At 41.0% G+C, this 22,051-nt stretch carries 17 protein-coding genes and 1 pseudogene; 5 read left to right on the plus strand and 13 right to left on the minus strand.

From position 1 onward, the window contains the following. Position 1: 1 nt before the first annotated feature. A complete protein-coding gene (locus ACFI34_RS05645; RefSeq protein WP_138739554.1) occupies positions 2-1,033 on the minus strand; it encodes a LacI family DNA-binding transcriptional regulator in 1,032 nt (343 codons plus the stop codon). Positions 1,034-1,259: 226 nt separating this feature from the next. Here ACFI34_RS05645 and ACFI34_RS05650 point away from each other — a divergent pair, with 226 nt between their 5' ends. Next, positions 1,260-1,562 (plus strand): hypothetical protein, encoded by a 303-nt coding sequence (locus ACFI34_RS05650; RefSeq protein WP_462672732.1) that lies wholly within the window; start codon positions 1,260-1,262, stop codon positions 1,560-1,562. Positions 1,563-1,619: 57 nt separating this feature from the next. Beyond that, entirely contained in the window at positions 1,620-2,036 is a 417-nt protein-coding gene (locus ACFI34_RS05655) for a nuclear transport factor 2 family protein (RefSeq protein ID WP_462672733.1), read from the plus strand. Between the two features lie 54 nt (positions 2,037-2,090). On the opposite strand, the gene ACFI34_RS05660 is transcribed toward ACFI34_RS05655, so the two are convergent. Beyond that, on the minus strand, positions 2,091-3,224 hold the full coding sequence (locus ACFI34_RS05660) for an asparagine synthase-related protein (protein ID WP_462672873.1): 1,134 nt from the start codon (positions 3,222-3,224) through the stop codon (positions 2,091-2,093). Between the two features lie 48 nt (positions 3,225-3,272). Continuing rightward, positions 3,273-3,752: a hypothetical protein gene (locus ACFI34_RS05665; protein WP_462672734.1), complete on the minus strand. Its 480-nt coding sequence runs from the start codon at positions 3,750-3,752 to the stop codon at positions 3,273-3,275. A gap of 203 nt (positions 3,753-3,955) precedes the next feature. Here ACFI34_RS05665 and ACFI34_RS05670 point away from each other — a divergent pair, with 203 nt between their 5' ends. Together ACFI34_RS05670 and ACFI34_RS05675 are read left to right on the plus strand one after the other, a co-directional pair. After that, positions 3,956-4,255: a hypothetical protein gene (locus tag ACFI34_RS05670; protein ID WP_462672735.1), complete on the plus strand. Its 300-nt coding sequence runs from the start codon at positions 3,956-3,958 to the stop codon at positions 4,253-4,255. Positions 4,256-4,314: 59 nt separating this feature from the next. Continuing rightward, a pseudogene (locus ACFI34_RS05675) lies at positions 4,315-4,710 on the plus strand (S41 family peptidase); the annotation flags it as partial. Between the two features lie 56 nt (positions 4,711-4,766). On the opposite strand, the gene ACFI34_RS05680 reads toward ACFI34_RS05675, so the two are convergent. The 10 genes from ACFI34_RS05680 to ACFI34_RS05725 all read right to left on the minus strand — a co-directional run bounded on the left by ACFI34_RS05680 (position 4,767) and on the right by ACFI34_RS05725 (position 21,389). After that, positions 4,767-7,760: a TonB-dependent receptor gene (locus ACFI34_RS05680; protein WP_462672736.1), complete on the minus strand. Its 2,994-nt coding sequence runs from the start codon at positions 7,758-7,760 to the stop codon at positions 4,767-4,769. A 74-nt stretch (positions 7,761-7,834) separates the two neighbouring features. After that, the gene (locus ACFI34_RS05685; RefSeq protein ID WP_462672737.1) at positions 7,835-10,498 is read right to left on the minus strand and encodes a family 16 glycosylhydrolase; all 2,664 of its coding nucleotides are present in this window, start codon (positions 10,496-10,498) and stop codon (positions 7,835-7,837) included. A gap of 260 nt (positions 10,499-10,758) precedes the next feature. Then, complete coding sequence (locus tag ACFI34_RS05690) at positions 10,759-11,550, minus strand: sterol desaturase family protein (RefSeq protein ID WP_462672738.1); 792 nt, start codon at positions 11,548-11,550, stop codon at positions 10,759-10,761. After that, entirely contained in the window at positions 11,543-12,187 is a 645-nt protein-coding gene (locus tag ACFI34_RS05695) for a CDP-alcohol phosphatidyltransferase family protein (RefSeq protein WP_462672739.1), read from the minus strand. Before ACFI34_RS05695 ends, ACFI34_RS05690 begins: the two co-directional genes overlap by 8 nt. Before the next feature lie 27 nt (positions 12,188-12,214). Continuing rightward, positions 12,215-12,853, minus strand: a complete 639-nt coding sequence (locus ACFI34_RS05700) for an ATP-binding cassette domain-containing protein (protein ID WP_462672740.1) — start codon at positions 12,851-12,853, stop codon at positions 12,215-12,217. A 22-nt stretch (positions 12,854-12,875) separates the two neighbouring features. Continuing rightward, positions 12,876-14,630 (minus strand): ABC transporter permease, encoded by a 1,755-nt coding sequence (locus tag ACFI34_RS05705; protein WP_462672741.1) that lies wholly within the window; start codon positions 14,628-14,630, stop codon positions 12,876-12,878. Next, entirely contained in the window at positions 14,627-15,904 is a 1,278-nt protein-coding gene (locus ACFI34_RS05710; RefSeq protein WP_462672742.1) for an ABC transporter substrate-binding protein, read from the minus strand. Before ACFI34_RS05710 ends, ACFI34_RS05705 begins: the two co-directional genes overlap by 4 nt. Then, positions 15,891-16,697, minus strand: coding sequence for a DUF547 domain-containing protein (locus ACFI34_RS05715; RefSeq protein WP_462672743.1), 807 nt, complete (start codon positions 16,695-16,697; stop codon positions 15,891-15,893). Before ACFI34_RS05715 ends, ACFI34_RS05710 begins: the two co-directional genes overlap by 14 nt. 1 nt (position 16,698) lies before the next feature. Further along, positions 16,699-18,852, minus strand: a complete 2,154-nt coding sequence (locus tag ACFI34_RS05720; protein WP_462672744.1) for an FAD-dependent oxidoreductase — start codon at positions 18,850-18,852, stop codon at positions 16,699-16,701. 182 nt (positions 18,853-19,034) lie between these two features. After that, on the minus strand, positions 19,035-21,389 hold the full coding sequence (locus ACFI34_RS05725; protein WP_462672745.1) for a TonB-dependent receptor: 2,355 nt from the start codon (positions 21,387-21,389) through the stop codon (positions 19,035-19,037). Positions 21,390-21,687: 298 nt separating this feature from the next. Here ACFI34_RS05725 and ACFI34_RS05730 point away from each other — a divergent pair, with 298 nt between their 5' ends. Continuing rightward, on the plus strand, positions 21,688-22,050 hold the full coding sequence (locus tag ACFI34_RS05730; protein ID WP_462672746.1) for a hypothetical protein: 363 nt from the start codon (positions 21,688-21,690) through the stop codon (positions 22,048-22,050). Position 22,051: the final 1 nt, after the last annotated feature.

Here is a 22,051-nt window from a genome sequence, read left to right on the forward strand (position 1 = left end):
ATTAACTGCTGGCACCAATGTCGAGTTCGTAGCTGACTTCTTGTATTTTGTTTTCTTTAGAAATAAATAAGTTTGCAGCAATTACGCCTTTTTCTTCACTGTTTTGATGAATAGTGCTTAACCTGGGCACGAACCGTGCTGCTTCATCAATCCCATCAAATCCAACAATACGTAGGTCTTTTCCAATTTTTATACCTTGCTTGATTGCCTCTCGCATTGTGGCGAGTGCAATTAAATCACTCATACAGATAATAACGTTAGGGCGAGGTGAAGCTGATAGTACTTCTTTTGCAGCTATATTAGCAAAGCGCTCGCTGCTTTCAGGTATGTTCCAAATGCGGTCGTCAGCAACACTAATATTTGCCTCAACTAATGCACGTTGATAGCCACGTAAACGCTGATGAGAAATTGACTCTCCGGTTTGAAACTCGTGATGTTCATAAACGCGGCATAATACGTTTTCATCGAGAAGTCTTAGCCCTAGAATGGCGACCTTATCGTTTATATTGTGCAAAACATGCTTGGCAATTTCGTAGCTAGCTTGTTCGTTATTAATGTTAACCGACGCATTGCGATTAATGTCAAAATCTACAGTGACGACGTGTTTTGGCGTTGTTTTAAGTTGTTCTACTAATGCGTGGTTACGAGGGCGACCGTAGCAAATAAAACCATCTACAAAATCAACAACACTATTGAGGTTATTGTTACTACCAGAGAGCAATAAAACGTTAATATTGTTTTTTTCGAGTACAGAAGTCACGCCACGCATAAAGCTGCTGGCAACTGGGTCTGATACCATGTATTCAACGCTGTCGGGTAGCACCAAAGCGACAATGTTAAATGTACCGCTTCTTAATGATTGTGCTGCTTTATTTGGGCCAAAGTAACCAAGCTCTTTACAGGCTTTGAGTATCGCTTCTCGGCGTTTTTCTGAGAGCTGATCTGGTCGATTAAATGCATTAGATACCGTTGCATTAGACACACCTAACTCTTTAGCAATACTTTTTAGGGTCCATCGAATTTGTTTACTCATTAACTACTCTTTGCCGTAAAACTACACTACACAAATTAACATATTGAGCTGTTTAACATAATAAAAAATTTGGGTTTTATCGTTAATATATGTATTGATTTGGTTAATAAGGAGGTTGCGTTATTATGTTTGGACGTGTTTTGCACAAAAATTATTAATTAAAGTTCGTGTTTTTAATTTAGGCTTGATTGAATACTTAATTTTAGAGTGTTGAGGAGCTAAGCAAATGATTATAACAATTGTTATTTTTCTATGGGCATTATTTATGGCTCGCGCAGTAATTGCTGAATATAAATATTATCAAGCGGTTAAAATTTTCGAGCCTGAAATATGGCAAGCGCTTGGGCAGCCAAAATTTTTAATGATTCCTATAATGTTCGTCTCAAGGAGTGGCTTAAATCACTTAAAAGGTGCGACCGATAAAAGAGTTTGTAAGCTTGCTATTAAGCATCGTCAAGCTGGTAAGCATTTTATATTTTATGTTGTGTTTGTTTTGCTTGCGAGTATTGTATTTTTTAAGTTTTCGTAGTCATTTTCACAACTAGCTTTTTTACTACCTAGTTTATTTTCAAGGATGTTTATTGTTATGAAAGTTGTCTCAATGCTAATGTTATTTAGCCTCTTTTATGCGAGTGATGCGTCAGCGTGCTCGGCAAGTACCGATCCTGAACAAGTAGTGCAAGCGCAACTAGAGGCTTATAACGCACGAAATATAGCGCTATTTGCAAGCTGTCACTCGGCAGATATAAAAATTAAAAATAGCCAAGAAGGCGATCCTGACATTATTGGGCAAGCAAGCTTAGTCAAAGCGTATCAGTTTTTAAAAACAGCGCCAAAATCATTTAAAGTGATTCTTGAAAATCGAATTGTGAATGGGCCTGTGGTTGTTGATTATGAGCGGTTAACTGGGCTTGGTGAGGGCCGAGATGATATGTTTGCCGTTGCGGTGTATGAAGTACGAAATGGCAAAATTGTTAGCGTATGGTTCCCACCAACTAAATGACAACAGCTTGCTTAAAACACCTTGAGTAGAGCCCTACAGCAAGGTGTTTTAATGTTACCACTTAAGCATATTTTCAATAACCTTTAGCTTATCGTTATAGCTTCTAATGCCAGAAGCATGCAGTAAGGCAACCGCACTAAACGAGGCTAGGTTAACTAATTGCTTATGTTGGCTTGTCATTAACTGAGTGAAAATTTGGTACACCTCAGTGGGTTTAAACTGCTTGGGGCGTTTAATTTGCCATTGATCAATCCCTTCTTTTGGTAATAAACATGGAGCATGGCCAGGGTATGCTTGCCAAGGCGAATCTAGGGCTTCGGGGAATGCATAGCGTAAAAAATCATGATAAAAGCGATGCTTTCTTACTTGTGACGTTGGCTGCGACAAAACATGTCGAAGTACTTTCCAGGAATAAAAGGGCAGGCAAAAATCCATTTGATACTCGTCCACTTTATCGAATGGAATGGCTAAATGGTGATGCTGATCGTTAAGTAATAAAAACAGATAGTAAGCTTTTTCAAGAGGAATATCTCCAAACTCTTTTAATGACGTTACGATATTAGCTTTTAGTCTGGCTTGCATTTTATCAGCGTTATGGATTATTGATTTGGGGATATAAGCAAATTGTTGCGATAAATAAGCGTCAGCAAGGCGCTCAGGTTCTTGTGTTAATGCCGCTTCGTAAACTTCATCTGAGTAGTAAATAACACCCAGCCCAACACTGCCTCCATTGCCAGACCATGCTAAACGAGGACGTGTTACTTTAGGGTGGTCTGGATGTTTGCCGTTTAACCAATGCTCGCCTAGTCTGTCTTCAATTGTTTTTGCCTGCGTATCGTTAACACGAATAACATCAAGCTCAATTTTTTGGCTTTTTGCGAACGCCGTTGCGCAGTATAAGTCTTGTGTTTGATGCTGTGAAAAATTAAGCGCGGTGATGTTTACATTTTGCCTTTTAAGTAAGCACGCAATCAACCTTGAGTCTAATCCACCCGATAGCGTAGTAAGCACGTGATTATCGTTATCAATATATTTGTTCACATTGTTAGATAGGTCTTGCTTTAAGCTATGCAGTGTTTTTTCGTAATTATCATAATTTTTAGTAAGGCTGCTCCAGTCAAAATACTGTGTTTTAGTAACCCCGTTAGATGATGCTTCTAGGCGAGTTCCTGGGCGAATACACGAAATTTCGTTGTAATGGGTATGCTCAAATAGGTAATACCCAAGTGTTGCATATTACATCATTCCTTCGTGATTACAGGTAAGTGGTAAGCCTAAGTTTTTGAGTAAGCTATATTGGGTACTAAAAATAAAAGCACCTTCATAATACATATAGTAAAAAGGGCGAACCCCAAGGGAATCGGTAACTAAGTTTAATACATTCGTAACCTTGTTATACCGTGCCATACAAAAAACACCTTCACATTCTGTAAGCATTTCATTGGTATAATGTGAGTTTAGGGTGTTTAAATCATTATTTCGGTTCGCGCTTAAAAGTGGGTGACCAACCAGTGTTGCAATATGCGAATCTGTTTGCAAAAAAGCATGTGGGCCAAAGGTTTCATAATCTAAACTAGCTAAGTAAAGAGCCTGTTCATGTACTTCGTTTATTGTGCCACTGTTTACTTTAGCATCTTCAGCTTTAAATTTATTAATAATAAAATCATGATGTTGAGTTAGCCCAGATGCACAATAAATTCCAAAAAATTTCGCCATAACCCGTACCTGTAAGTCGTTTTGTTATTAATTAGGTATCAAGGTTTGTACCAAGATTAATTAATACTTTGCTAGAGATTCGCAGTACTAATTGAATTTGCATTTTTAGGTACAAATTAATTGCCTTAGAACACAAAACTATATAACTTATTAAAGTGCATACATCCTATAAAAGTAAATTTATCAATCAGCAGGAAAGCCGAATGAACAATAAAATACTCAAATCATCTACTGCTACGTACCAAAGCGGTGTGGCAAAAGCCGATGGTAAATTTTATATAACGCAAGGTGAGGTACTTTTTGAGCCATACAATGAACGTGCTGGTTTAGGGCCTTATACTTTAACACGCAGCGCAATCGTAAAAATTGAAAAATCGGTAGGTACAGGTGCAGGCATATTAGCACTTACAAGCGATGCAATAACAATCACCTTAGAAAATGAAGATACTTATGATTTTATTTTAGCAAACCCCGATGAATGGATTCGTTTACTCAAGCATTAAATGATTAGGGTCTGTTGACCTTTAGGTAAAATTTTCAGCAGTCTGTTTGGTATCATGCAATGTATTTATCGCTTAAAAGTGGTGATCCATTTTATGTAGAACGAGAGTCTACTACGCTAAATATCCTACCAGAAGAGCCATTAGTGAGTGACTTTAAAACCAAGGTGTTTGTTATAGTGCCGCCGCAATGCGCTAGTGCTTGTTTAGATGCGCTTGATAAGTTTAAGCTTTTTGAAAATACCAGGTTGTTTGGTGCACCCAGTAGCGCTGACTCGATGTATATGGAGGTACGTTTAGCCGATTTACCTTCAGGCTTAGGTAAAGTTGTAGTGCCAAATAAAGTATATGTAAATAGAGCGCGAGGGGCAGGTGATTTTTACAAGCCAGATATTGCGTATAACGGCGTTGATTGGACAACGAATATACTATTAGAGCAGATTAAGCGCATCCCATAGCTTAAAAATAAAAAAAACCGCTCTTAGAGCGGCTTTTATTTGGTATTTATTTAAGTTTAGTTACCCATTGAGTATCTAAAACCAAATGCATAACGCGGTCCGTATTGTGCAGCACTTAAGAACTGGCTTTCAAAACGACTGAACGAACGCTCTGTCTCGTTTGTTAAATTAACGCCTTCAAAGAATACTGTAGTGCTTTCGTTCACTTCGTAGTTAACGCTAATGTCCCACTGTAAATATTCTTCAGCATATTGTGGAGGAGCCGTAGCCCCCGAATCTGGTAGGCCTTGCGCAATTAGGTATTCATCACGCCATGCACCAGTAATTTTAACTGATAAGCCATCTTTTTCGTAAAAACCTTGTAGATTGGCAGAATCACTCAGACCAGCTAATACAGCTTGAGATGCAAGGTAATAGTTGTCGTACTCTACATCACCGTCAACAATAGTGGCATTGAAACCAGCGCCAAAACCTGACTCGCCGAATAAGTGCTGTATCGCAAACTCAACACCATTTACTTTACGAGAACCTACGTTTTCTGGTGAGTTGATTGTCCACTCTATTAATGGATCAGTTGCTGAATCAGGAAGTACACGGTTGTTTTCGCCAATTCCTACGCCATTTGCCACAATCTCATTATAGATAGCAGAGTCAGTTGCCTGCTCGCCACGTCCTTCAATTGCGGTTACTGCATTATTCCAGCGTTGACCTAAATAAACATCATGCAGGCCTTCAAACGTGGTTGTTACTTGCGTGTTATCAATCCAATTATCTACATCTTTCCAGAACATACCCACTGCAGCGTAGCTACCTTCATTGTAGTAATATTCAAGGCTAAGATCGAAGTTTGTTGATTTAAACGGTTGTAAATTTGGGTTACCACGGCTACCGCTTCTTGAATTTAACTTAGGTGACGGTGTTAAGCTTAAGTTGCCAAGCATGTCGCCAAGGGTAGGGCGTGTAATTGTTTGGCCCCAAGATACACGTGACACTAAGTTATCAGAGAGGTCGACTTTTACATCTATCATAGGTAGAAGAAGATCGTAATTACCTTTGTAATCAACCTCAACTAATTCGCCGCCACTGGCAAATTCAGTTAGCCACTCAGAACCACCTGCCCAATATACTTGCTGAGCAACACGGCTTTTAGCTGGGCTTACAATGTCAGTTTCTTCGTAGCGAAGGCCTAAATTTACAAAAACATCGTAGTCGCTAACGTTAAACACCCAATTTGTAGACAGGTAAACACTGATTGTTTCTTCTTCTACTTTGTTAGTTGGGAAGCCATCAAAAGTACCTATTTGGTAAACATCACTGCCTATTACGTCTTCAGTTAAAAAAGCGCTTTGGCGAGCAAATGCTTCATCAAGATCATAAGTGTAAGCATAGCCTGGCGCTACACCGTTAGGACCAAATGAAAACTCGTCAAGAAAGCCACTTAAATCAACTCGCTCGAACATACTATCTGGGAATATTTCAGCAAATGTACCGTTATTAAAGCCTGGTGCATTGGCATTATTAGAGCCACCCCAGCCACTAAGTGTTTGCTTAGTGTATGCAGCACCAAATTTTACTGTTTCTAAACCAATGTCAGTGTAAGTAAATAGTTTACCGTCTAGTTGTACTTGAGATACTTCTGATTCACCGGGTGTTCTTGTAAATATACTAAAGTTAGAGCCAATTTGGTTTGGGTCAACTTCTTGCGTGCCGTTATTCCAATTTACATTAAAACCAGGTACGTCACCCTCACGGAAAAAGTATTCTTTAGTTGAAATGTCTGCCGAGCCTAAAATGATTCGTGCATTAGCACCTAAACCAGGATCTTTACCATTATCGGTCGTTGTTTTAGATGTGTGAGCATCAAAGTTAAAGCTCAGATTTTCGGTTGCTAACCATTCAACGTTAATACCTGTTGCTTTTGAATCTACTTCTGAAGTTTCACGAAATGCTGTAAATGATGCATCGTCACCTGCAGAGTTGTAATAAACAGCTGTGCCGTTTTCATCAAGTTCATAAGCATTGGCATTACCACCGAACGATCCGTTCCAGATCCCCCAAGACAATGAGTTATTACCGGTTGTTGCTTGTGAAATTGTATGGTCAAGCGTAAATGTCAGGTTGTCTGTTGGTGCAAACTGAAATGTTGCTTGCGCATTTAAGCGCTCACGTTGAATGTCATCTTTTGCAAAGCTAACTTCTTGCGGAAAGAAAGCGGCTGAAACAAATTCACCATTTTCCCCAGCGTTTGGGTCAAAGAATTGTTTAGCCGGGTTACCTTCAGCATCCATTGGGCGGTTATCAACAATATTAGCCGCATCAACCGAGAGGTTAGGGTTAACTAACCAAGATCGAACATTCGCTGCTTGTCGTTGAAAATCACGACGATGATATGAAAAGTTAGCCGACACACCAAAACGTTCGTCATCAAAGGTATTACTGTAAATACCTGCAATTTCAGGTGTTACTTTATCGCCTTCTTCTACAGATGTATCGTGAATACCTTTAGCCATAAAAGAAAAACGCTCACCTGGCTTTTGTAATGGTTTTGCGGTAACAATATTGACAGTTGCACCCAATCCACCTGTTGGTGAATCAGCGCGTGCAGTTTTCATTACTTCAAGTGAACTTACACCTTCTGATGATAAGTTTTCAAAGTTAAATGAGCGTGTAAAACCTGTTCCCGCCATTTGGCGACCATTCAGTGTTACCAAGTTAAACGATGGACCAAAACCACGAACAGTAATTTGGCTACCTTCACCGTTTGAGCGACTGACAGATACGCCAGTAATTCGTTGTAATGATTCTGCTAAGTTTGTATCTGGGAACTTACCCATTTCTTCAGCTGAAATGGCGTCAACTACACCAGAAGCATCTCGTTTTACATCCATTGAACGGATTAATGATCCGCGAATACCTTTTACTTCAATGATTTCTAGTTCAGGTTCAGCAGTATTTTCTTCTGCTGCATAGGCTAAATTAAATGTACTTGCAGCGATGATAAGTGACACAGAAGCTGCTAACTGGCTCTTTTTAAAAGTGAATGTGTTCATAATTGCTCTGCTTTTCTAAATTTATTACAGTTAGTGGGTGCCTATTTAAAGGCACCTACCATTCAATGGTTGCTCTACGGGTTTGCGATAATTACGTTATCGATACGATAAACCGCGCCTTCACCCGTACTCCATGCTGGGAAAACCATTAACACGTTGATATCACTGATGTCTAAACCGGCGTCAAAAAGTGATTGCAATGTAAATGTGTACGTTTGCCATTGACCAATAGCCGGTACTTGACCTTCAACACTTTCTGCAAGAGGAAGCTCCACAGCTGAGGCTGCACCAGTTGACTCAATTTTAAATAACCATTCAGCGTCCGTTGCGTTAGGTGGAGTCACCATTTTCATTTCAAATTGTACAACCCCATTTGCTAGGATAGACGAGGCATCAAAAGAAACACCTTCATCAGCTAAAAAGCCCATTACAGTTGGCGCTGAGCCAATTACAAACTCAGCAACGGTACCATGGTCGCTATCGTCTGTTTCTTCAGTTGGCGTTGAACCACCACAACAATCCCATATGCTCCATTGCTCTGCAGCAGTATCTTGGAATATTGTAATTTCACTTCCTGCAGTAGATGCTGCACTTGGGTCATAAATTTTAGCGTTATCTACACGGTAAACTGCGCCTTCACCCGTGCCCCATGCTGGGAAAATCATAACAACATCAATCGCGCTAACGTCAAGGCCTGCACCTGCTAGGTCGGCTAAGGTATAGGTATAAGTTTTCCATTCACCTGCAACTGGCTCGTCACCTGCGTCTGTTAACGGAAGCTCTACTGCTGAGTCACCCTCATTTGATTCTATTTTCATTAACCACGTTGAATCTGGGTTATTAGGATTTGAGATTACTTTTAGTTCAAACTGAATAACGCCATTTTCTAAAATGCTAGTCGCATCGAACGGTGTGCCGCTTCCACCCGCAGAAGTGCGTGTGTTAAAGCCCATTACTGTAGGCGCTTCACCAATGCTAAATTCTGCAGTCAAACCGTGCTCTTCGTCGTCTAAAGCTTCAACTGGGGTTGAACCACCACAACAATCCCACATAGGCCAATCTAAACTTTGTCCGTTGTCGAATAAAACAACCTCAGGAGAAGCACCAACATCACCTTCAATTGCTACGTTAGTGATAAGGTACTCAGCGCCTTCGCCTGTTTGCCATGCTGGAAACACCATAAGTACATCAATGGCACTTAAATCTAAGCCTTTTTCTTGAAGAAGTGACAATGGAAAAGTATATGTTTGCCATTGGCCAGTTACAGGTGCTACACCTTCATTGCTTTCACTTAATGGTACGTCGCCTGTATTTGGGCCACCATCACCTGCTTCTGCTTTTAGTATCCACGTAGTATCTGATGTTGGAGGCGTTACCACTTTCATATCAAACGTTAAACGGCCGTTTAAATCTAGTAATGGAGATGCATCAAATGGAGACGATGTTCCTGTGAAATCGTCTGCAAAGTGACCGCCACGAGTAGAGAAGCCAAGCACGGTGCCGTTGTTATCATTTATGTTAAATTTAACAACGTCACCTTTGTCTGCATCAGTGATAACCTCTGGTACAGTGCCGCCACAACAATCCCATGCAATCCAGTTGGCGTCTAGGCTACCTTTAAATATATCAAGGTTTCGGGCTACACCGTCGCTTGGTGGTGTAGGCACAGGTGCTGCACCTTCTACAAGTGCGTCGTCTAGGCTGTCGTAACCTGGACGAACTGTTTCACAGCCTTTGCCAGTGCTTGGGTTTGATGCACATTCGTATACTCGAACGTAATCAATCTCAAAGCTTTGGCCTTGTGCGAACGCGTCTGCATCAATACCTAAATTGTTAACGTTTTCAGGCCAATCTCCACCCACTGCATGGTTTAATATCAGGTAGAAATCTTTGTCGAAAGGGGCGTTATCCCAATGCGTTTTAAGTTCGCCGCTACCTTGTTCAAAGTATTCAGCAAACCAGCCTTTATGTTTAAGACCAACAGCTTCGTCTTTTGAATTGTAACGAACTTCTGAGCGACGTTGTGTAGCGTATAAATAGTCATCTACATACCAGCGGATCTCACCTTCTTGCCACTCTATAGCGTAAGTATGAAAATCATCAGCTGGGTTCATGTCTTCAGGTAATAAATAAGCTTTACCTGAACTAGAGTTATTTGGCCATTCACGACCGTAATGAAGAGTACCGTGTACGTATGATTCAACAGTGCCATCTTCAGCGGCTACTTTTAGGTTTACAGCTTCTAAAATATCAATTTCACCAGAACGTGGCCAAGTGCCGTATTCTTCATCAGTTGGCATCATCCAAAATGCAGGCCAGCTACCTTGACCAGACGGTAATTTTGCACGCATTTCAAAACGGCCATAAGTAAAATCTGCGTTGTAACGGGTATTTAGGCGGGCTGATGTGTAAGGTTTTGGTGCGCCTTCTTCTGCGGGAAGAGCAACTATGTTAAGCATGCCGTCTTTGATGAAGGCATTTTCTTCGCTATCGGTATAACATTGCTTTTCGTTATTACCACCACCAGCACAATTTAATTCAAAGTTCCATTTGTTTGTATCAATGCTAGTGCCGTCAAATTCGTCATTCCATACCATGCGCCAATCTGAGACTGGCTCTGAAGAATTAACGACTTCTGTATTCGTGTTTGTTGTTGCAGCGTCACCACCACAGCCGGCCAAAGACGCTAATGAAATAGCTGCCAAAAGGCGTGTAATGCGTGTTGTTTCAATGTTCATAACTGAACCCCGTTCAACTGATAATTGTCAGAATATGTGTTTAGGTACTTGATTTTATAGCTTTTATACTTTCTGTAAGCGCTTACATTTGTGTGTGCAATTGTAAGCGCTTACAAATAGTATTGTGCAGTTGTGATTTGGTCAACATATTTGTCTAAATTATTTACAATTAATTTACTGATTAACGCATTAACTGTAGTTCTAAAGTAATCAAACTGCGTAATATTGTTTTAATATTTTATTTTTTAAGAGAATAGTTGTTACTTATTTTTAAATGGCATGATTAACAATGCCCAAAGAGACGCATTTTGTTTTTGGCTTGGGTATTCTTTTAAGCCTATATCTATCTCGTTATCGGCTTTTTGCGCTTCATTTTTGTAACTGCCAAACAGTTTGTCCCACCATATAACGCTAAATCCGTAGTTCGAATTGGTTTCGCTTACGCGTTGGCTATGGTGAATACGATGCAGTATTTGAGTCATTAATATGAGCCGAAGTGGTTTTTCTATTGTATTTGGCAAGCGAATATTCGCATGGTTAAACAGCGCTAAACCATTAAGTGCTATTTCAAATATTAATACGGCAATAGCGGGCACACCTAAGGCGGTAACGGCAATGAGCTTTATAAGTATGCTTAGTACAATTTCGATAGGATGAAAACGCAAACCTGTACTGGTATCTACGTGCGCATCGGCGTGGTGTACGCGGTGCAAACGCCACAAAATAGGCACTTGATGAAATAACCTATGCTGCCAATAAATAAGTATATCAAGCAGTAGCATGCTTAAAATAATTGCAACACTACTTGGTGTGGCTATTTGATTAAATAAACCAATGCCGTGCTCTTGGTTATAAAGCGCTACGGCGGTTAAACCTATGGGTACACTTAAGCGAGCAATTAGTGATGAAGCAAACACCAGTCCAAAATTAGCAAACCATCGGGTGGTACTTTTTATAGGCGATTTACGGGCAGGCATACGCGATTCTAGCAGCATCATAATAACCAAAATGCTAAAGAAGAACCCTAAACGCCACCAAATTTCATTACTCATTGGCTTGTGTAACCTCATCAGCTTCTTGGCGTTTTAACGTGTTATATCCACCATGTATACGTGTAAAAATAGTAATAGTGCACGCAGTGGCAAAAATACTCGCCATTATGGCAAAGTGCTGCGGCCAAATACAAAAAGCAATAAACAGCGCGATGGTTTCTGTGCCTTCGGTTAAACCATTTAAATAGTAAAAGCTTTTGTATTTAAACTGGGGTTTTTCGAGCTTAAATTTTTCGGCGGCTATGGCAAAGGCTAAAAAGCTTGAGCCAGTGCCTATAAAGGTGGCCAGCAATACTGCACCTGCAATGGCGTTTTGCTCGGGGTTTGCCAAAATAAAGCCAAGCGGAATTGCCGCGTAAAATAAAAAGTCGAGGGTAATATCTAAAAAACCGCCAGCGCTTGAACTCAAATTTGCATGGCGTGCTAATGCGCCATCTAGTCCATCTAAAATACGATTTAGAGCAATAGCCGTTAACGCTGCGTACCACATTTCAAACGCAATTAATGGCACTGCTAATAGCCCTATTAAAAAACCGACCACAGTGAGTTGATCGGGCGTTATATCGCGCTTGTGCATTAACGCTACAACAGGGGTTAACAGTGGCTTTATTACCGGGGTGATGTATTTGTCTAACATACTTGGTGCCTTGTACTTTTTGTGCGTTTAATTAGCTAAGTTTAAGGTGATCAGTTTGCCGTTTGCGGCCTCTGCATCGCTATGATCGTGGGTTACCATAATAGCGGGCAGTTTATGCTCACGTATTTGGCTAAATACCAGCTCGCGGGTATCTACTCTTAATTGGGTATCGAGCTTGCTAAATGGCTCATCAAGCAAAATAGCTTTTGGCTCGCTTAATAGCATACGCAGTAAAGCAACGCGGGCTTGTTGCCCACCAGAGAGATTATCGGGGTGGCGACTAGCCATGCCTTTTAATCCCACTTGTTCAAGCGCGTGCTCTATTTTTTCAAGGCGCTGTTTTTTATTGCCTTTAGGCATAGCAAAAGCAATGTTACCGCTTACCGATAAATGTGAAAATAATAACGCATCTTGATAAAGCACACCTATGTGACGTAAATGAGCAGGCAAGTTATTAATATTTTCACCGTTAAGCCACACTTCGCCATTTGCGCTAAAACCACTGGGTAATGTGCCGGTAAGCCAATTTAATAAACTTGATTTACCACTGCCTGAAGGCCCCATAATAGTAAGTATTTCGCCGCCTTTTACCTGCTCGTTTAAGCTTAGTAATTGCTGGTTTTGACGATAAAGCTCACAATTTTTAATCTCTAAAGATGACTGCATTAAAAACCTTTTAATTTATGGGTTAGCGATGGGCGCTTTTAAAAAAGTACTTAGGTAACACCCACGCCAGTATAAAGCCTATGAGTGGCAATGCCATTTGCATAATGGCATACACCGCACTGGTGCGCCTACTTGCGCCATTAGCAAGGGTAACCGCTTCGGTTGTGATGGTTGCTATGCGCCCGCCACCGGCTAAAAGTGTAGGTAAATATTGGCCAAAACTAATGGCCAAACCCAGTGCCGCCGCAATTAAAATAGGAGCAAATAACTGGGGTAATTTCACTTGTAAAAATACTTTGCAGGGCGTTGCGCCAAGGCTTGCAGCTACATGAGCAAAGCGAGGGTCTAATCGCCTATAACTGCTCGCAAGCGATAAAAACACATACGGCAGTACAAACAATAAATGGGTAAATACCACATTAAAAAACGCGGACTGGTTATTTACTAGTTGTTGCAGCCACACCAGGCCAAATAAAAACGCAATACTTGGTACAAGCAGCGGTAAATAAATAATTAAGCTGGTAAAGCGCGATAGGGGTTTTGCACTTAACTGCTCTGACTCTAAGCATAAAAGCGTAATAATAATGGCAAATAACGTAGTAACTAGCCCTATAGCAAGGGTATTATAAAGCGGGCTTTGCATTTGCATTAGCGCACTTTTAAAGTGAAGTAGCGTGAGCTGATCGGGCAGTGCCGCCGGAAAACGCCAAAATCCGGCAACCGACCACATAATTAACCCAATTAACGAGAGCAAAATAAAGCCAATTACAAATACTGTTAATACGGTCGTTATTTTTTGCCAATAAACACCGCCATATTCTCGCTCGCCATTGGTGAGTAAATCACTAAATAATGCTTTTATCGTTTTTTCGCCGCCAAGCCAAAGAGCTAGTAAACCACCAGTAAGTACAAGCTGCAATAATGCCCCCGCAGAGGCTTTAATACGCAGGTTTAAATCTACATCGTTAAACCAGTGCATAATAGCGACAGCTAAGGTAGGTGGTGTATTTGGCCCCAAAATAAGTGGCATTTCTACACTTGCACTGGCATAAGCCAACACGGCTAAAATGGGTAGGCGCAATAATGGATAAAGGCTTGGTAATACTACTTTAAAAAAAGCAGTCATAGGGCAGTAGCCTAAATTAAGCGCTACTTTATGTTGTTGGCGCAGTTTTTTGCCAAGCTCAGGTTGTGCAAGTACACCTAGCGCCATTAACAGTAAAAAAGGCAGCTCTTTAAGCGTTAAGCCTAAAATTATACTAATGCCAAAGGCGTCATGCGGAAACATGCCGTTAGGCGCAAGTTCCCAGCCACTAAACCAAGGCGATACTAAACGCGAGATCATACCCGAAGGCGCAATTAAAAAACCAACCGCTATAGCCGCTGCCGCGTGGGGAATTACCAGTATGGGACTCAATAAACGCTGAATACGGTTAAGCCACGGGCTATTAAAAAAAGCCGCTAAAATCATTAGCGTAATGATAAAGGCAAGTAAGGTACTTATTAAGCCGGTGCCAACACTTAGCATAACCATGTGTGTTAGGCCGGGTGTTTGCATAAGCATAGTAAAGCCATGTAGGCCAAGTGTTGTGTGCTCAAGTACTGGTGCATAGCCAAAAGCGGGCAATAGCACACTAATTAGGCCGCATATTACCGGTAAAATTAGCAATGCCAGTAAAATGCGTGGGCTTAATTTAACTAATTTACTAAACATATCGGCGCTTTTATGTGGTTTAAGCGTTGGGCTTGCTGCTAACTTATTTGGAATAACACTCATTGGCTTACTCCAAAACGCGCTTGCCAACCTTGCATAATAGCGTTTACCCAGCTTGGGTGTGGCTCACTTAGCGTGCGTTTTATGCTATTTAAGGGTAATGCGCTTGGATGCGGTTCCACCGTTTTAAACAAGGCTTGCTGCTCTTGGCTCAATGTAGATTGAATCAATACACTTTTATCCCCCCAAACAGAAGGTTTTTGCTTATGTGCTTGCGCCTCTGGGCTTAATAAAAAATTAGCCACTAACTGCGCACTTTGCTGGTGGCTTGCATTATAAGGTATGGCTACAAAGTGGGTGTTACTTAAACTGCCGTCTTGCATTGCATAACTGCGAATACTTTTTGGTAAATCATAACGTTTAACGGCGGCGGGAACTTCTGGCGCTGAAAACGTAAATGCAATGCTTAGCTCTGTGTCGCCTACTAAGCGGCGCATTTGTGCACCACTTTGCATAAAATGGCTGCCATCGCGCCAAAGTGTTGGGTGCAGGTTATTTAAAAAGTCCCATAATGGGTTTAATACTTGGGCTGTGTTTTGTGCAGTAGCAGGCTGATTTAACTGCGCTTTAAGTGTGTGATCACTTTGTTGGTGTAGCATGACAAGCGCGTATTTTAAAAAGCTCATTCCTAAAAAATCAGGTGGCTTTGGGTAACTAAAACGCCCTGGGTTTTGTGCGCTCCAGTTAAGTAATTGGTTTAGGGTTGTTGGTAGTGTGTTATTTGCCGTGCCGTCAATTGCTAAGCTATCGTAGTAAAAGGTAAGCGATGCTTGGCCCCAAGGTGCTTCCATTCCATTTGTGGGTATTCCAAAATCAAAATTAACCGCAGGGTTATTACCAGGGTCTGTGTAACTAAAATTAGGCAGCTTATTAGCCCATTGTTTTAGTAATAATGAGTGCTCGCTCATAGTGGCAAAGTTAGCACCGTTTATCCAAATTAAATCTACGCTGCCTTTGTCGTTATTGTTTGCTGATTTTTCGGCCAGTACGCGGCTTACAGCTTCGCTGGTATCACTTAGCTTTACATGCACTAAGTTAATGTTGTATTTGGTTTTTACTTGCTGCGCAGCCCATTGAATATACGCATTTATTTGCGCATCGCCACCCCACGCATAAAAATATACGCTTTGGTCTTTACCTAAGCTTTCAACTTGCTGCCATCGGCTTTGTAATTGTGTACTTGCTAGGCCTTTAAAGCTAATAACAAGGCAAATGCAAAACGCGACACAGTAAACGCTGTATCGCGATAATGTTTGCCAAAATTTAATGGCGAGCATTTAAGTTCCAGTTGTAATCTAAAAACTTAATTTTCATGTCGTCATTTTCAAGCGCTTTTTGCTGAGCGGGTATCAGTTTTAGCTCGTCTGCGTATTGTGAAAAAAACTGTTGTAACGAATTAGCGCCTCTAAAACCTTGTTCAAAATCATCACCATACCATTTAAATATTGAAGACACGCTTAGCGTGTTATCTTGCGCCATATTACGGGTCATATCAGATAAAAAACGGTCAGTTTGATGGTGTAATTGTGATTCGAGTTTAGATTCTGTGTAGGCTTCTTCGCGCAATGCTGGGCAACCAATACTGGCACAATTTACAGCGAAGTGAATACGAGGGTCGTTGTATTTACCACTGCCGCGTATTAAACCATGCTCAATATCATCAAGGCTACGAATTTTACCAAGTAATGGCACAAACTCTTTGCTCCACGGCGAGCTAAAAAAGCTGCCTAAATCTTTAATCGATTTAAGACTTGGGTATTTAGTTAATATAAGCTCAACAGTAAAGGCGTTATACGCATTGATTAAAAAAGCCAGCTGCTTATGTTTGCTCCATTCATCAAACTCATTTTGCGTAACCGCCGATAGCGAATCTAAATAGGTTTTCAGTTCGTTGTGCTTGGCCTTAATTGCTGAATAATCGACCTCTGTGCTGTGACCGTGATTAATAGCTACAACATGATTGTTTAATAATACGTTCCAGCTGTCGTGCATGTTTTGAGCATTACTTACAAACGATGTTGCAAGCAAAGCAGACCCTAACAATAGCGCTTTAAAAGGTGTTTTAAACATTTTAGCCTCTGCGCCATGTGTGGTATTTTTCAAGCATGTTAAGTACTTTCTCAGGTGCGTGAGCGCGTTTCCACTCACCCGCTGCGTACTTGTTACCTTCAGCCCACGTAGGGTAGCTGTGAATTGTGCCTAGTATTTTGTTAAGGCCTAAACCGTATTTCATTGCCAGTACAAACTCAGCTATTAAATCACCTGCATGCTCAGATACCACAGTAACACCAAGGATTTTGTCTTTACCTTTTGGTGTAATTACTTTAATAAAGCCTTTGGTGGCGCTTTCGGTAATGGCGCGGTCTAGCTCTTCAAATTCAAAGCGAGTGATTTCATAGTCTATGCCTTTATCAATAGCGTCTTGCTCGTTTAAGCCAACACGTGCTACTTCTGGTTCAATAAATGTGGTCCACGGAATAACACGGTAATCTACTTTAAACTTTTTAAGATTACCAAATAAGCCATTTACTGCTGCGTACCAACCCTGATGAGCGGCTACGTGCGTAAACTGATACGGACCTACAATATCGCCAGCGGCAAAAATGTTAGGGTAAAGCGTTTCAAGGTATTCGTTAGTGACTACGGTACGGTTTGTTTCAATACCGAGTTCTTCAAGGCCGTAACCTTTAAGACGAGCGCTTCGGCCCACAGCACATAGTAGCTCATCGTATTCAATATCGATTTCGGTATCGTTATGTTTTACCACAATGAATTTTTTGCCATCGCGCGCTTCACAACGAAGTGCCTGATGCGAGGTTAAAATGTTTACGCCGCTCTCAGTAAGCGCTTTGTGAGCAAAGGTAGACACTTCTTGGTCTTCTTTGATCATAATACGATCGCCCATTTCAATTTGCATAACATTTGAGCCTAAACGTGCAAAGCTTTGTGCAAGTTCGCACCCAATTGGGCCACCGCCAAGAACAACAAGCTTTTTAGGGGCTTCTTCAAGCTCAGCAAATTTAGTCCATAAAGTGTCGCTTGTTACATAGCCTGTTTCTTCAATGCCCGGTAATGGCGGTACAAATGGGCGTGCGCCAGTGGCAATAACAATAGTGCGGGCGGTTAACGTTTGCGTGCCGCCATCGTTAAGCTTAATTTCTACCGTCCATGGGTCTAATAATTTACCGTAACCTTTTACTACATCTACACCTAGGTTTGTATAACGCTCAATGCTGTCGTGAGGTGCAATGTCAGCGATAACTTGGTGTACACGTGCCATTACTTTTTTAAACGAAAACTGCGGTGTGGTGCTTTCAAGCCCGTAATGCTCACCGTGACGAATTTGTTCTGCCACTTTTGCACTTTTAATTATGGCCTTACTTGGCACGCAGCCATAGTTTAAACAGTCGCCGCCCATTTCGCCGGCTTCAATTAGGGTTACTTTGGCTTTAACGGCTGCTGCAATGTAGCTTGTAACTAAGCCGCCAGCACCTGCGCCAATAACAATCATGTTTCGATTGAACTTTTTAGGTTTAGTGTAATTTTTGTATACACGACGTTTTTTAAATACGTTTAGAATACTCTTCGCTATTAATGGGAATACACCTAAAAGGGCAAATGAAAGGATAAGATCGAGGGATAAAATACCAGACAAGCTCTCAATTTGCGCAAGCTGAGTACCGGCATTTACAAATACAAATGTACCCGCCAACATACCTACCTGGCTTACCCAATAAAAGGTCCATGCTTTAATTGCGGTAACACCCATCAATAAGTTAATTAAAAAGAACGGAAATACTGGCACTAGCCTAAGTGTAAATAGGTAAAAACCACCTTCTTTTTCAACGCCCGCATCAATAGCTGCTAAACGCTCAGGGAAACGTTGTTTTATAGAGTTACGTAATAAATAACGCGACACTAAAAAGGCAAGTGTTGCCCCAATTGTAGATGCAAAAGACGCAACCAATAAGCCCTCAACTAATCCAAATAGCGCACCTGCTGCCAACGTTAAAATAGCTGCACCCGGTAAAGAGAGAGCCGTCACTACCACATAAAGTAAAAAGAAGCCGCCAATAACAAGTAGCGGTGACTGCGCCTTGTACTGGTCAAATTGGTCCATTGACCCTTTTAAGCCATCAAGTGTTAATAACTGGTGCAAATTAAAATGAAAGAACGCGCCAATAGCAGCGGCTGCAATCACTATTAAAAATAATTTTTTTATCATGTTCTCTCTCTTAATTAGGGCCTGTTGACCTTTTGTATTGCCCTAGGTAAATACTTTGGACTGCGCCTGTTAAGCATTAATTTAAAGCCTATAGGAAATGGTAACACCACATAGGCTCTAGTTAGCTTTAAACCGAGCAAGCTGATGCATATTTAAACTTGAAAGTTAAAAATGCATAAATCTTAAAATTTATGGGTCAGCGTTAGCTTGGCATTTATTGGCAGTTCAGGGAATGCCAAAGTTGCGCCGAAGTAGCCGCCTTCAAATACAGGGCGCCAGTTTTTTTGGTTTGTGATGTTATTTACATCTAAACGCAACTTGGTGCTAGGCGTAAATGCATAGCTAGTATTAATGTTTAGCGTGTATTGATCACGAATTTTAACTGTTTGTAAAAAGTCTAATGGGTAACTCTTTGTATATAGAACCGAAAAGCCAGTTTGCCATTTCGAGGTAATTGAATAATTACCATTAAAACTGAATGACTGCTCAGGAATACCTTGTACTTGACTATTTGACGGTGCAAATGGTGTAAAGCTTGGCGCGCCAACGCCCGTACCAACAATAATCTCTGGGCGTGAGTTATCAAACGCATCGGCTACTTGTGCTGAATCTTGACTACTTGCTGAATTATCGTATCGCGCATCAATATAGCTGTAACCTGCGCTTAACCAATAAGGGTAAGCATCGTAAAATACTTGGCTTTCAAAGCCCGTGGTACGAATACCCGTATTGCTGCCATCACGGTTACGCAAGCTGCGGCGTTGACTAAATACAGCGCCATCGGCATACCAATCACTGTCGATTGGGGCGTATTTTAAACCAAATTCTACGAGTGTGTTTTCTGTTGCAAAGTTTTGTGCACTAATCACGTTGCCGCCACCCAGCACATTACCACCAGCCATACTATTTGATGTGGCTTCGTTATAACTTGCTGCACCGTAGCCTGTGAAATCAGCATTTAGTTTGTAATTAAAACTCACTTGGCCTGATTGTAGCGTGTCGTTAATGCTATCACTTGCTGCAGTTTGGCCCTGTGGTGCAATAGGGTCACGTGCTTCTACATCATAATAATCTACTCGGTAACCTACGCTTGTATGAAGTTTATCTGTCCAATCTGAGTCTTGCTGAATAGCAAAACCTGTTTGCCATGAACGTGAGTCAGTGGTGTCTGATAGATTAAAGTCGCCGCTGCCGTCGTTATCTATATCGTACTGCGCACCAGGTGATACAAACACACCTGGGCGAAGCTCAACCAAACGTGCCTTTTGTGCGTCTGTTAAAGGAATGCGGCGGTTTGATAATGGGCCGGTTAAATCAATAGGTAAGTCGGCCTCAGTGGTGAACTGGCTGTAGCCAAGTACTTTGTTATAGCGTACGTCGAAAGCAAAAATTGTTTGTTGTTCGTCGTTCCAACTATACGTTAGTTCTGTTCGATTTTGCGCAGTGTCGGCGCCGTCAATAATTTCAACAAAGCTATTTTGTGCTATTTCTTCACGCTGTAAATGTTGAAAGTAGCTAATGTTTTTAATAGAAGCATTTGCACTTAACTCACGCTTATAAATACTGTGAATTAAATAGGTTGTAGCTTCGTTTTGGTTATCAGGGTCGGTAAGTACAGTGCTGCGATCAATGTTTACTTGTCCAGTAGGCGACACAATCGAACCCGCCGCTGGTACTGTACTGCCATTTGCTTGTACGCCTTGGCCGGTAATATAAAGGCCGTCATCAATTAAAGCTTGGGTAGGGCGGTTAATACCGGCGTTGTCGGTAAATTCGACTTGGTATAGCTCAAAGTTAATATCCCAAGTGCTTTTATCGTCTGGCAAAATGCGTAGTGCTGCAAATAAACTGTCGCTTTTAGTACCTGAATAATCGTAATAGCTGCCATGGTCAAGATGTTCATAGCTTACTCTAAACCCGACTTTGTCTTTAATAATTGGCGCAGTGTAATCTATTTGCGCACTGTATTGATCCCAACGACCGGCCGATAAACTCGCTTTGCCTTTACTTTCGTCCGTTGACGCTACTTTTGAGTGTAAGTTAACAAATCCACCGTTGCGTTGGCTTGAACCAAACAAAACCGGCGGTGCGCCTTTAACTACATCTATTTGTTCTACAGAATTGAACGATAACGGCACGCCAAACCCATTGTTACCTGCTTGACGACGTGTACCATCTTGAAAAAGCTCACCCAATTGACCGCGAATTGTAGGTAAACTTGGTGCACCAAAGCCACTTGCAGAATAAGTGTTTGGGCTTACTGCTAATACGTCTTGTAAAGTAGTAATGTTTAGTTGCTCTATTAACTCGCTTGAAATAGGTGTTACTGAGCGTGCTATGTCTTGCAATGCTAAATTATCGCCAAAAGGGCCGTCAATTGTTTCATTTTTAACAGAAAGTCCTTGAGACTTTATAACTTGGCCTGCCACTTCAATATGCTCAATTGAATTTTGCGTTTGCGTTTTATCAGCTGCAAAGGCTACAAGGGGAGTGTTTAATATAGTGGCTAAGGATAGTGCTAAGTATGCGTGTTTCAAGGGTTGTCTCTCTAGTGTAATTAGTTATTGGCGATAAAGACCGAAAGGAATAAAAATATCTTTCAATCAAAGTTTAACTTTTTTAATTTTTAGAATGGATGTTTGCAAATTATGCTTATTATAGTCTTTAAACGTTAACTATAGTTGATTACCAATTCGCATTAAATCTTAATAGTCTGAAATTATTCATAGCTTATACGGTCTTGTTCAATTCTTGGTTTATTTATATATTTTTAAACGAAATTTTATGGCAGGTTCTTTAAGTAGCGATGTTCAAAGCCGTCTACAGTAGTCACTTTTGTCGCTTCGTTTAGGTGTTTTTATAGTAATGATAATGTGGACTCTCGATAAGTTTGTGAATCCGGGTCACAGTGTACGTATATTCGAACACTTTTATGGGATTAGTGGCCTAACTGACGTTATTGCTTATGTATTGGGCGCGCTTCAGCTTATTTTAATGTTGGCATTTTTAGCAGGGATCAAAAAACGAATTACTTACGGTGTGGTTTTTATAATGCATGGTTTGTCTACGTTGTCATCGTATAACCAATATATAGATGGATTTAATAACTTATTATTTTTTGCAGCGAGGCCAATGTGGGCAGCGTGTTTTACGCTGTATTTATTACGTGACCAAGACACTAAATTCACATTAAAGTAGC

The sequence above is a fragment of the Pseudoalteromonas sp. PSi26 genome, assembly GCF_054960575.1.

Coding starts and splice junctions, on each gene's coding strand:
- ACFI34_RS05705 (WP_462672741.1), bottom strand. CDS start 14,630: ATGAGTGTTATTCCAAATAAGTTAGCAGCAAGCCCAACGCTTAAACCA.
- ACFI34_RS05665 (WP_462672734.1), bottom strand. CDS start 3,752: ATGGCGAAATTTTTTGGAATTTATTGTGCATCTGGGCTAACTCAACAT.
- ACFI34_RS05715 (WP_462672743.1), bottom strand. CDS start 16,697: ATGTTTAAAACACCTTTTAAAGCGCTATTGTTAGGGTCTGCTTTGCTT.
- ACFI34_RS05680 (WP_462672736.1), bottom strand. CDS start 7,760: ATGAACACATTCACTTTTAAAAAGAGCCAGTTAGCAGCTTCTGTGTCA.
- ACFI34_RS05700 (WP_462672740.1), bottom strand. CDS start 12,853: ATGCAGTCATCTTTAGAGATTAAAAATTGTGAGCTTTATCGTCAAAAC.
- ACFI34_RS05670 (WP_462672735.1), top strand. CDS start 3,956: ATGAACAATAAAATACTCAAATCATCTACTGCTACGTACCAAAGCGGT.
- ACFI34_RS05650 (WP_462672732.1), top strand. CDS start 1,260: ATGATTATAACAATTGTTATTTTTCTATGGGCATTATTTATGGCTCGC.
- ACFI34_RS05720 (WP_462672744.1), bottom strand. CDS start 18,852: ATGATAAAAAAATTATTTTTAATAGTGATTGCAGCCGCTGCTATTGGC.
- ACFI34_RS05710 (WP_462672742.1), bottom strand. CDS start 15,904: ATGCTCGCCATTAAATTTTGGCAAACATTATCGCGATACAGCGTTTAC.
- ACFI34_RS05685 (WP_462672737.1), bottom strand. CDS start 10,498: ATGAACATTGAAACAACACGCATTACACGCCTTTTGGCAGCTATTTCA.
- ACFI34_RS05690 (WP_462672738.1), bottom strand. CDS start 11,550: ATGAGTAATGAAATTTGGTGGCGTTTAGGGTTCTTCTTTAGCATTTTG.
- ACFI34_RS05695 (WP_462672739.1), bottom strand. CDS start 12,187: ATGTTAGACAAATACATCACCCCGGTAATAAAGCCACTGTTAACCCCT.
- ACFI34_RS05655 (WP_462672733.1), top strand. CDS start 1,620: ATGAAAGTTGTCTCAATGCTAATGTTATTTAGCCTCTTTTATGCGAGT.
- ACFI34_RS05645 (WP_138739554.1), bottom strand. CDS start 1,033: ATGAGTAAACAAATTCGATGGACCCTAAAAAGTATTGCTAAAGAGTTA.